Source organism: Agrobacterium sp. 16-2014-1-2a, assembly GCF_053522705.1.
The window spans coordinates 55332-65715 of record NZ_JBNWBX010000014.1 but is presented as its reverse complement, the minus strand read 5'-3'; the positions used below and the strand labels follow the sequence as shown (position 1 = coordinate 65715).

11 protein-coding genes are annotated in these 10384 nt (G+C 58.6%); 3 read left to right on the top strand and 8 right to left on the bottom strand.

Annotation, left to right across the window (positions count from 1 at the left end):
• Positions 1-229: 229 nt before the first annotated feature.
• Positions 230-748, top strand: coding sequence for a hypothetical protein (locus ACQZ45_RS26495; RefSeq protein ID WP_003516042.1), 519 nt, complete (start codon positions 230-232; stop codon positions 746-748).
• A 3-nt stretch (positions 749-751) separates the two neighbouring features.
• Here the strand turns inward: ACQZ45_RS26495 and ACQZ45_RS26490 are convergent, their stop codons facing one another.
• The 7 genes from ACQZ45_RS26490 to ACQZ45_RS26460 form a co-directional block, all read right to left on the bottom strand.
• Positions 752-2269 carry a helicase HerA domain-containing protein gene (locus ACQZ45_RS26490; protein WP_448742618.1) on the bottom strand — a complete coding sequence of 506 codons (1518 nt, stop codon included), beginning with the start codon at positions 2267-2269 and terminating at the stop codon, positions 752-754.
• Between the two features lie 126 nt (positions 2270-2395).
• A complete protein-coding gene (locus ACQZ45_RS26485; protein ID WP_113291126.1) occupies positions 2396-3283 on the bottom strand; it encodes an EamA family transporter in 888 nt (295 codons plus the stop codon).
• Positions 3284-3320: 37 nt separating this feature from the next.
• Positions 3321-3959, bottom strand: coding sequence for a LysE family translocator (locus ACQZ45_RS26480; RefSeq protein WP_113291127.1), 639 nt, complete (start codon positions 3957-3959; stop codon positions 3321-3323).
• A 444-nt stretch (positions 3960-4403) separates the two neighbouring features.
• Positions 4404-4643: a DUF1127 domain-containing protein gene (locus ACQZ45_RS26475; protein WP_025593918.1), complete on the bottom strand. Its 240-nt coding sequence runs from the start codon at positions 4641-4643 to the stop codon at positions 4404-4406.
• A 380-nt stretch (positions 4644-5023) separates the two neighbouring features.
• The gene (gene murI, locus ACQZ45_RS26470; RefSeq protein WP_113291128.1) at positions 5024-5845 is read right to left on the bottom strand and encodes a glutamate racemase; all 822 of its coding nucleotides are present in this window, start codon (positions 5843-5845) and stop codon (positions 5024-5026) included.
• Positions 5829-6671 carry an RNA methyltransferase gene (locus ACQZ45_RS26465; protein ID WP_003516049.1) on the bottom strand — a complete coding sequence of 281 codons (843 nt, stop codon included), beginning with the start codon at positions 6669-6671 and terminating at the stop codon, positions 5829-5831. The genes murI and ACQZ45_RS26465 overlap by 17 nt, the downstream gene beginning before the upstream one ends.
• Before the next feature lie 174 nt (positions 6672-6845).
• Complete coding sequence (locus ACQZ45_RS26460; RefSeq protein ID WP_003516050.1) at positions 6846-7376, bottom strand: hypothetical protein; 531 nt, start codon at positions 7374-7376, stop codon at positions 6846-6848.
• A gap of 216 nt (positions 7377-7592) precedes the next feature.
• Between ACQZ45_RS26460 and ACQZ45_RS26455 the strand changes: the two genes are divergently transcribed.
• The gene (locus tag ACQZ45_RS26455; protein WP_003516051.1) at positions 7593-8807 is read left to right on the top strand and encodes an NADP-dependent isocitrate dehydrogenase; all 1215 of its coding nucleotides are present in this window, start codon (positions 7593-7595) and stop codon (positions 8805-8807) included.
• A 32-nt stretch (positions 8808-8839) separates the two neighbouring features.
• Here the strand turns inward: ACQZ45_RS26455 and ACQZ45_RS26450 are convergent, their stop codons facing one another.
• Positions 8840-9451 carry a TetR/AcrR family transcriptional regulator gene (locus ACQZ45_RS26450; protein WP_162693304.1) on the bottom strand — a complete coding sequence of 204 codons (612 nt, stop codon included), beginning with the start codon at positions 9449-9451 and terminating at the stop codon, positions 8840-8842.
• 68 nt (positions 9452-9519) lie between these two features.
• On the opposite strand from ACQZ45_RS26450, the gene ACQZ45_RS26445 reads away from it, so the two are divergent.
• Positions 9520-10068: an anthrone oxygenase family protein gene (locus ACQZ45_RS26445; RefSeq protein ID WP_113291130.1), complete on the top strand. Its 549-nt coding sequence runs from the start codon at positions 9520-9522 to the stop codon at positions 10066-10068.
• Positions 10069-10384 lie beyond the last annotated feature (316 nt).

Genomic DNA, 10384 nt, shown 5'->3' with positions numbered 1-10384 from the left:
AGCTTCGCGTTTCCGCCGGTTGCTCACACCGCGCCACTTGGCGTATTCAAAACCACCGGGGCTCTAATCGCCACTGGATGAAAGTTCAGTGGCAGGTCATGATGAGCAAGGAGGAGGCGATTACGCCTCCTCTTTCTTTTTGATGATGAAATATATAATCTGTATTATTGTTAGCTAGACCGAAATCTATTTTCTCAATATTAAAACAAACGTCCAATTCATCGCAAAAATGACTTTTGAAACCGCTGATCAGGCAATCTCAGAAAAGAAACTTTGGCGAGCGAAGGAAATCCTTCAGGGCAGGCTCAGCCATCCCGACGTCGATCTGGCACTCTTTCAAAAATACGGTGAAGTGCTGCTTGAGATGAACGATCTCATTGAAGCGGGACGGATGTTGTTCTGCTCAGGCGCACGCGACGAGCGTTTCAGGGAAGCGATCACTATATTCCTGTCAAGAAGCAACAGGCGTGAACCGCAACGCTTTCTGGCGCAATTGCCTTCTTCCATTAGACGACAACGGCATCTTGCTGATTTTATCGCTTCGCCGGAATTCGAACGTGACGGATGGACAGCGACCCAGCTTTCCCGGCTCGCTCCCTTGCAAACACATGTTAGCACCCGCCCCTATCAACGGCCGCATCGATTGACCTCGGCATTGTTTATAGCCGTTATTGTTTGCGTACTGGCTCTGAGCCTCAGTGGTCTCTACACGACGATCAGTTTCGCAGTGCGGACTTTGACTGAATAGCGATTACTCCGCCGCCAGCCTCGCATCATCCTCAGCCGCATCCGCATCGCCAGGTGCGGTCTTCGCGTCGAGATCGGGGAACGCCACGATGCGCTTGCCGGAGAAATCGGCGTGTACCACCACAAGCTCCTTCTCCTCGAAATAACCGAGAAGACGGCGCGCACGGCGGGCGGAATGGGTACCGTAAGCGCGGGCAATACGGGCGTCGGATGGGCAAGGCTCCTCATTGAGCGCCGCCTTGACCAACAGCAGGAAAACCCCCTGCAGATCGTCGGAGACCGACATCGACAATTCCAGCGCCTTCTCCCAACCTTCGCTGGCCGCCATTGCCGCATCCACGCCGGAGCGGGCAATCGCCACCTGCCGACGGAAATCCGCCAGCGTCATCGGCGTGCCGGGAATACGGCGCATGCGGGCGCGCACCAGAAAATCCTGGTACAGCACGGCGTCCGTGCGATAGGCCGATTGCGGATCGTCGAGAATTTCGACCAGCACCGCCGCGATCTTCTCTTCGCGCTCCTCCGGCGTCAGCTCCGGCTGACCTGCACGCGGCGGCTGCTCCGGTGAAGGACCGGCGGCGGCGGGGGTGGAGCGGGAGAGTTCAGCGAGAATATCGGTTGTCGGGCGCGGCGCTGGCGGCGTGCGGCGCGTGGCGGGTCGCGTGAACTCTTCCGGGTCCGGCGTGAAGATCAGATCCTCCACATCCTGCGGTGCATCCGGCAGCGGCATCAGCTTCGGCGAGGAAGACCGCGCCGAGGTTTCCACCGCACCGATGACGATGGGCAACGGGCGGCGCGACAGCGCCGGTCCAAGCGCCACGAAATTGCCGCGCTGCAGATCCCGGAACATTTCCGCCTGCCGCCGGTCCATGCCGAGCAGATCGGCAGCGCGCGCCATATCGATATCGAGAAAGGTGCGGCCCATCAAAAAGTTCGAGGCTTCCGCCGCTACGTTCTTGGCAAGCTTGGCAAGGCGCTGCGTGGCGATGACGCCCGCAAGCCCGCGTTTACGCCCACGGCACATCAGATTGGTCATGGCGCCCAGCGACGCCTTGCGCGCATCCTCGCTCACCTCGCCGCCGACGGAGGGCGCAAACATCTGCGCCTCATCCACAACGACAAGCACGGGATACCAGAATTCGCGATCCGCATCGAACAGGCCGTTGAGGAAAGCGGCAGCGGCCCGCATCTGCTGTTCGATATCAAGACCTTCAAGCGTCAGCACGCAGGAAACGCGGTGCTGGCGGATGCGGTTGGCAATGCCCGCAAGCTCGGCTTCCGTGCGCTCTCCATCCACCACCACATGGCCGAACTTGTCGGACAGCGTGACGAAATCACCCTCGGGATCGATAATGACCTGCTGCACCCATTGCGCCGATTGCTCCAGGAGCCGGCGCAGAAGGTGTGACTTGCCGGACCCGGAATTGCCCTGCACCAGCAAACGCGTTGCAAGCAATTCCTCAATATCGAGCTTGGCCTGCTGCCCGCCCGATAGGGTTCCCATGTCGATGCCGACCTGCAATGTTCCGTTCCTCGTGCTGCATGTCATCCGACCGATTCCCGTGACGGCGGCCGAACATGCTCTTTACCAAAAAATCACCGATTGCGTCTGCCCCGTGCCGATAATGCACAGGCAATTGCGCCGCATCTATGCGGCCCTTGACGAGACGCGCGAAAATGATAGCCGCCTGCCGAACACATTCAGCATCAGCCCGATGATGACCAATGCGGCACCGACCACTTCGAAGACGGTAATATGCTCCGCAAAAGCGAGATAGGCGCTGACGAAACCGACAATCGGCACCAGCAGCGAAAACGGCGCCACCGTTCCGGCAGGATAACGCAGAAGCAGGTAACTCCAGATACCCGCGCCGACGATGGTCGCACCATAGGCCATGTAGATCACCACGAGAGCCATCGTAGGCGTCGCATTGCGCAGCCCTTGCGCAATCGCATCAGGTCCCTCCACCACCAGCGAAAGCAGGACCAACGGCAGAACGGGAACAAGGCTCGTCCATGCGACAAAGGAGACCGCATTCACCTGGCCGATGCGGCGATTGACGATGTTGCCGCAGGCCCAGGCAATAGCCGAGCCGACGCCCATCAGCAGCGGTATCAACGCTGCAGCCGTCATGCGCTCCACGCCGATGACCGCCAGCCCGCCAAAGGCAACGATTGCGCCGACGATCTGTGACGGCAACGGCCGCTCGCCGAGAAACACCACGGCCAGCGCCAGCGTGAAGAAGGCCTGCGACTGCATGACGAGCGAAGCAAGTCCAGCCGGCAGGCCGAGCTTGATGGCCGGGTAAAGCAGGCCGAATTGCACGAAACCCATCGCCATGCCGTAAACGATCATATGCCGCCACGGCACATTGGGTTTGGGCAGGAAGAATACCAACGGCACGGCTGCAAACAGATAGCGCACCCCCGTCAGAAACAGAGGCGGCATGTCGGCGACGCCGATCTTGATGGCAACGAAGTTGAAGCCCCACAAAAACACGGTGATCAGGGCAAGAAGAATATGCGGCAACGCCATTTTGTTATGTCCGAATTTCAGGCGATCGACGGGCGTTTTACGCCGAAACCGCCCTCTTCCAGCCAAATGTAATGAGACCGGCGCCGATCAGGAGACCGCCGCCCGTGCGGTTGACGATGCGCTGAACCTTGGGTTTGCGGATCGTATCGCGGGCGGCACTTGCCAGAAGTCCATAAAGCGCCGCATTGCAGCTGGCAAGCACAAGGAATGTCGCTTCGAAAATCAGCACCTGCGGCCAGAAAGGCAGAGTCGGCACCAGAAACTGCGGCAGGAAGGCGACGAAGAAGACAATGCTCTTGGGGTTCAGCGCCGTGACGACATAGGCATGCAGGAAGATTTTGAGCGGCCTTTCACGGCCGGTCACGCCCGTCCCTTCGGCACCTTCTCCGCCGACCGGCGAACGCCACAGCTTGATGCCGAGATAGATGAGGTAAGCCGCACCGATCCATTTCAGGCCGGTAAAAAGGGCCGCCGATGTGGCAAGCAGCGCGCCGAGCCCCAGCATGGAGGCCGTCATCGCAGTGAAATCACCAAGCGCCACACCCGTCACCGTCGCGGTGCTCGCCTTAGGGCCATGCCCCAGAGCATAAGAAATCACCAGCAGGATCGTCGGCCCCGGAATGGCAAGCATGATGGCGGATGCGGCCACGAAGGCCAGCCAGTTCTCCAGTGGCATGATGCAATCTCCCCCGTTCGGTCTTTGGAGCAAGCCACCAAAAGCGCACGGTATCAAGCCAAATTTTCGGAGGCTGTGCCGCTTTGTCATCCAGCGGACGAAGGGGCTGCTGCTGCCGCTTCATCGCCTGTGCAAGATCGTAATTTGACTGCATGGCAAGCCATGCCGCGCCGCGCTGCCCCTGCCCGCTCCAGCCGCAGGGCAAGATCAGGGGTAACGCCGCCCGGACGTTCAGAAGGATAGTGCAACGCGCTATATGCCAGGCCTTTCCGCAGCTTCCGTTACGGAAAACTGAAGTGCGGCAATGAACTCCTCGCAGACGCGCCGTGGGTGGACGACGGGTCGAGTCCGGCATGACGGAGGCGCGCATTTCGAACATCATTAGAAGTGTGAAACGGACGACGGAGCCTCCCCGGCATTTTCTCGCCGGAGAGACTGTCGCCATCAAAACCGCGGCGCCCAGTAAGGAGGGGCCCACTCCCGCCGCATTTTGCGGTCGGACGGCTCCAGGCCGATATCGTCCAGAAGACGCTCCGGCAGATCGGAAAGATCGGTCGGCGGCGGGCGCGGCACCATTGCCGCGACGAGAACCGCTTTCAGGGTTGTCCAGACGCCGAATGTGACGAACAGGCGGTCGACCGCATCCGGCAGCGCATATGCTACCAATGGTTGATTTTTCTGCATGGGAAATCCGTCCCGGCGCGGCGAAGCAGCCAGGTCCTTTATCGATGATAAAACGACATGCAGGAACGGCGGGCGCAACACGCGGTAGCGCGGACGCACAATTCAGCTGTCAGACGAAGTGAAGATGCCAAACGGCAGGGAAATCAGGCAGGAAGCCTTATCGGAGGTCGATGCCTCGGGACATGTAACCGCCGATGACCATGCCGGAAAAGCCAGACATGCCGGTAAGGCGCATATTCATATAGTCAGTCATTCCACGCCTCCTTTTTATAGCGGTTACAGACAAGATGCATCTTACACGAGATGCCGGACGCGACAAGAGGTCGCAATCTCGAATTGCAAAAGTCCGGCAGAATAGATGCAAAAATGCAACAAGCCGTTCAGTTCAGCGAGACGCTGAGGCCAAAACCCTGCATCAGCCGCCGTGTGGCGAAATCCGGCTTGCCGGAAGTGAAGACGGCGAAATCGAAACCATCTGGATGCTCCGCATCCTGCGGCAGCGGCACCAGGTGGCGCGCGCGACGGGCAATCGCTTCCGCCGGATCGAGCCAGTCCACCGGCCATGGCGCCAGCCGGCGAAACACATTGGCCATGAAGGGATAATGAGTGCAGGCGAGAACAACGATATCGGTGCGCTTGCCGTCGTTATCGATGAAGCAGGGCTCGATTTCCGCCAGCACGGCTTCATCGGAGATCGGTTCGCCCCTGATCCAGCTTTCGGCCATACGCGCCAGATTTTCCGATCCCACGAGGCGAACATGGCATTGCGTGGCGAATGACTGGATGAGATCGCGCGTATAGGCGCGCTTGACGGTGCCGGGTGTTGCCAGCACGGAAACGAGACCGGAACGGGTGCGTTCGGCCGCGGGCTTGATAGCTGGAACGGTGCCGACGAAAGTCATATCAGGAAAGCGCGCCCGAAGATCGGCGCCTGCCAGTGTGAAGGCGGTGTTGCAGGCAATGATGCAGACTTCAGGGCTATAGTCTTCAAGCAGCTTTTCGAAGAGCGAAAGAATGCGCGCTTTCAGCGCCCCCTCTTCCCAGCCGCCATAGGGGAAACCGGCGTCGTCGGCCACATAAATGAAACCGCGCTCGGGCATCAGCACGCGCGCCTCGCGCAGTACCGTCAGCCCGCCAATGCCGGAATCGAACACCAGCACCGGTTTGAGAACATCGGCCAGAGCCTCAGTCGTCTTCAGCATTCTCCCCAGCCCTCTCCGACAATGGTCCCTCCGCCGTTCCGGCCCGGCCTGCCTGCTTAGGCCACTGCCGGGGAAAACGATCGAGTGACCTGATCACGCCACGGAAAACACTGATTTCCTGCTCGGAAAAGCCGCGTCTCGACAGCACCGCACGCAGATTGTCCACCATTTTCGGCTTTTTTTCGGGCGGATGAAAATATCCGCGCGCATCGAGCGCCTCCTCGATGTGTTCGAACAGGCCGAAGACCTGTTCCTTGGTCGAGGGCCGCTGCTCGATAGGCTGGAAAAGCGTCTCGTCCAGATCGTCCATGCCGGATTTCATCCACTCATAGGACATCAAAAGCACGGCCTGCGCGATATTGAGCGAGGCGAAGGCGGGGTTGACCGGAAATGTCACGATCTCATCGGCCAGCGCCACTTCTTCATTGGTAAGGCCCCAGCGCTCACGCCCGAACAGGATGCCGGTTCTTTCACCCGCCTTGAACTTCGCGCGCAGCGTGCCGGCTGCGGTGACGGGGGCACGAACCGGTTTGAAACCGTAACGCTCCCGCGCGGTCGTGGCATAGACGAAATTGAGATCCTTGATCGCCTCTTCCAGCGTCTCGAACACCTTCGTCCCGTCGATGACATGATCGGCCTTGGAAGCGGCGGCGCGCGCCTTCTCGTTCGGCCAGCCGTCACGCGGCTTGACGAGGCGAAGTTCGGCAAGACCGAAATTGGCCATTGCCCGTGCCACCATGCCGATATTTTCGCCGAGCTGCGGTTCGACCAGAATGATCGCCGGGCCTTCCGCCACAAGTTCAAGCTCGCTGTTTGTGCCTGCCATCGTCGTTTTCCAGTTTCTGAAGCGCCGCATCGATTTTCAGGCCGATGCGTTTTATGGTTTTCGCGCATTTCCAGACTGAAAACCGGTCACCGCTTTTCCTGAAAATGCTATAAAGCGCGCTTCACTGGCACAGATCGGCGCCAAAATCAAAGCCGGGGCAGGCAGAACGCCCTGTTATTCGCCCTTGATGATCGCCGCCATCTCTGCGCGCAGCGAATCCCTGCCCTCGTCTCCAACCCGGTGAATGTCGCTGATGACAGGCTGGCCGTTTTCCTCGATGACATCGAAATGCACCTCGTCGACCGTTGCCTTCATCTCTGCCTCATCCATGCAGGCCCAGAGCTTGAACTTCGCCGTCACGTCAGTCACGCCGTCCTTCACCTCACCGGGCGTTACCGAAACATCCACCAGCGGACAGCCATCCTGCGAGTTGGTCACCACATCGTAGCCGAAGGGATCGCCGGTCTCGCCGCTTTCCGCCTCGTAAGCCGGCTTCTTGGAAGCTTCGCGGTATTGGGCAACGAAGTCCTTGCTGAACAGGCTGGTCAGCATGTCCTCGTCAAAGATGTATTTCCAGTTTTCCGCATCGCCGGACCAGTTCTTGACGGTAATGTCCATCACCTTCTGGACGGGATCGGCAGGGCCGGCCGCAAGGGCGCTGTGGGAAAAGAGGACGGCGGCAGTCAGAAGCAGAATATTCCGCATGATGTGATCCCGGAGGTAGGCCCGACGCGCGGGCGAAGCGATTCGCCTGACTGTATTCCGGCAATATGGTTTGGCAATGCGCAAAGCGTTACTGCACCGCGCCAAAAAAGCGCCCCCCATGGCTTTGCCTCAGGCGCGCGCGATGCTATAGCCGCACCGGATATTTTTCCGAATACCGGCGTCACCAGGCGCCACAGCTTCGAAGGTGAGGAATTCATGGCAAAGATCAAGGTAGCCAATCCAGTCGTCGATCTCGACGGCGACGAAATGACCCGTATCATCTGGCAGCTCATCAAGGACAAGCTGATCCTGCCATACCTCGATCTCGACATCGAATATTATGACCTCTCGGTCGAAAACCGCGATGCTACCAACGACCAGGTAACCGTCGATGCGGCACACGCCATCAAGAAGCACGGCGTCGGCATCAAGTGCGCGACGATCACACCGGACGAGCAGCGCGTCGAGGAATTCGGCCTGAAGCAGATGTGGAAGAGCCCGAACGGCACGATCCGCAACATTCTGGGCGGCGTCATCTTCCGCGAGCCGATCATCTGCAAGAACGTTCCCCGCCTCGTTCCCGGCTGGACGAAGCCGATCGTCGTCGGCCGCCATGCCTTCGGCGACCAGTACAAGGCAACCGATTTCAAGTTCCCCGGCAAGGGCAAGCTGACGATCAAGTTCGTCGGTGAAGACGGTCAGGTCATTGAAAAGGACGTCTTCGACGCTCCGAGCGCTGGCGTTGCGCTGGCAATGTACAACCTTGACGAATCCATCCGCGAATTCGCCCGCGCATCCATGATGTACGGCCTGATGCGCAAGTGGCCGGTTTACCTGTCCACCAAGAACACCATCCTGAAGGCCTATGACGGCCGCTTCAAGGACATCTTCGAAGAAGTCTACCAGACCGAGTTCAAGGCGAAGTTCGATGAAATCGGCATCATCTATGAGCACCGCCTGATCGACGACATGGTTGCCTCCGCTCTGAAGTGGTCCGGCGGTTACGTCTGGGCCTGCAAGAACTACGATGGCGACGTGCAGTCTGATACGGTTGCCCAGGGCTTCGGTTCGCTCGGCCTGATGACCTCCGTTCTCCTGTCGCCGGACGGCCGCACGGTTGAAGCTGAAGCGGCACACGGCACGGTCACGCGCCACTACCGCCAGCACCAGAAGGGTCAGGAAACTTCGACCAACTCGATCGCTTCGATCTTCGCCTGGACCCGTGGCCTCGCCCACCGCGCCAAGCTGGACGACAATGCAGAACTCGCAAAGTTCGCAGCAACGCTCGAAACCGTCTGCGTCGACACCGTCGAAAGCGGCTTCATGACCAAGGACCTCGCGCTCCTCATCGGTCCGGATCAGCCCTGGCTCTCCACCACCGCCTTCCTCGACAAGATCGATGAAAACCTCAAGACGGCGATGGCGGCTTAAGCCTACTTGCTCAGCAGCTTTAAAACCCGGCCTCAGCGCCGGGTTTTTTCATTTGCGCCAAAGAGCCTAAACGTCAGCGCAGCAGCGCTCGCCGATTGCGCCCTTATTTCTGCTTCCGCCGGAAGGCCGATAGCGCCGGTGGCGCGTCTGATCTGCAAATCGCCGACCAGAAGCGACAACCAGATTTCCGCAGGCTTTTCCGAAGCCTCGGTACATATGGTGCCGTGCTCCTCCAACACTGCAAAATAGGCAGCAAGCTTCGGCATGACGTGGTCACGACCTTTAGCCGCGAGGAATTCCCCAAGCGCGGTCTCAACGCCAGATTCCGCCGCTGCTACCCTGTTGAGCAGCACCGCCCGCTCTCCCAAAAGCACCGATAAGAGGTCGGCCCCGAAACGTGAGAGCTCACCGACAACATCTTCCGCCTCTGCCGATGGCAACTCCAACTGTGCGGCATTCTCGGCGACCATGGCTTCATAAAGACCGGCCTTGCCACCGAACCAGCCGTAAAGCGTCTCCTTGGATGACCTGCTCAGCTTTGCCAGCGCCTGCATGGAAAATGCAGCATATCCATCCTGCGCAAGCAGGGCGAAGGCATTCTCGACTATCTCACGCCGGCGTAGTTCCTTGCTCTCGCTTCGCATAAGCACTCCCTTGACAGAAACCGTACATATGCGTACGGAATATCCGTACGATAGTGTACGGATATTCGATGGAGATTTTCGTGTCCAGCTCATTTCTGCACGGCGTAACAACAAAGCATTTTCCAATACCGTGGATGGCAAGAGAACCGGCATGCTTTGCCTTGCGTCTGTTCGCGCCGCTGACCCTTGGAATAATGGCCGGTTTTTTCTTCGCCTTCAGCAATCCCGTTATGATGGCCTTCCAGCAGCTGGAAGCAGGTATTTTCATTCAGGCGTTCAATGGCATTAACATCAGCGTCCGCAATGGCATTTTCTTTGCAGCCTTCTTTGCTCCTCTCACTGCTCTCCTCGGAGCCGCGTTTGTCGACCGCCACAGCAGGCCGCTGTGGATATCGGCATTGCTCATCTATGCTATCGTTGTAATCCAGACCCGAATGGTCAATGTGCCCATCAACGAAGTCTTCAAGACGGTTTTGACCGACATACCGAGCGACTGGAAGGAGCTACGCGACCGCTGGGCGGCCTCCAATCTCGTCCGCACCGTACTCACCACCATCGCCTTTTTTCTCGCGCTGCTTGCGGCCACAAGACATGGCGAAAGACGCACGGACGTTTGATCCGCACCATACTCGCTGCGCATTCTCCAACACTATAACGAAAGGCAAGATCACAGTCAGACAGGCGGCACAGGATATGCAGAAAACAAAAACCCGGCCGCAACGCCGGGTTTCTTTTTTTGTTCACAGTATCTTGCTTAGATGTTGCACTAGGCGCAGACTTCGATTCCACAGCGTGCCGCAGTCAGAAAAATAAAAATATATAGCTGAAACAGCATAAAACGACACATAACTTGTCCGGCACAGTCAAAAATTCATGTGGTTACCAGCTCGATCCTTCGGGAAAACAGATAATGCTGTGGACTATAAAAACGCA

Coding starts and splice junctions, on each gene's coding strand:
- ACQZ45_RS26465 (WP_003516049.1), bottom strand. CDS start 6,671: ATGGCAGGCACAAACAGCGAGCTTGAACTTGTGGCGGAAGGCCCGGCG.
- ACQZ45_RS26495 (WP_003516042.1), top strand. CDS start 230: ATGACTTTTGAAACCGCTGATCAGGCAATCTCAGAAAAGAAACTTTGG.
- ACQZ45_RS26475 (WP_025593918.1), bottom strand. CDS start 4,643: ATGCAGAAAAATCAACCATTGGTAGCATATGCGCTGCCGGATGCGGTC.
- ACQZ45_RS26450 (WP_162693304.1), bottom strand. CDS start 9,451: ATGCGAAGCGAGAGCAAGGAACTACGCCGGCGTGAGATAGTCGAGAAT.
- ACQZ45_RS26485 (WP_113291126.1), bottom strand. CDS start 3,283: ATGGCGTTGCCGCATATTCTTCTTGCCCTGATCACCGTGTTTTTGTGG.
- ACQZ45_RS26480 (WP_113291127.1), bottom strand. CDS start 3,959: ATGCCACTGGAGAACTGGCTGGCCTTCGTGGCCGCATCCGCCATCATG.
- ACQZ45_RS26460 (WP_003516050.1), bottom strand. CDS start 7,376: ATGCGGAATATTCTGCTTCTGACTGCCGCCGTCCTCTTTTCCCACAGC.
- murI (WP_113291128.1), bottom strand. CDS start 5,845: ATGCTGAAGACGACTGAGGCTCTGGCCGATGTTCTCAAACCGGTGCTG.
- ACQZ45_RS26445 (WP_113291130.1), top strand. CDS start 9,520: ATGGAGATTTTCGTGTCCAGCTCATTTCTGCACGGCGTAACAACAAAG.
- ACQZ45_RS26455 (WP_003516051.1), top strand. CDS start 7,593: ATGGCAAAGATCAAGGTAGCCAATCCAGTCGTCGATCTCGACGGCGAC.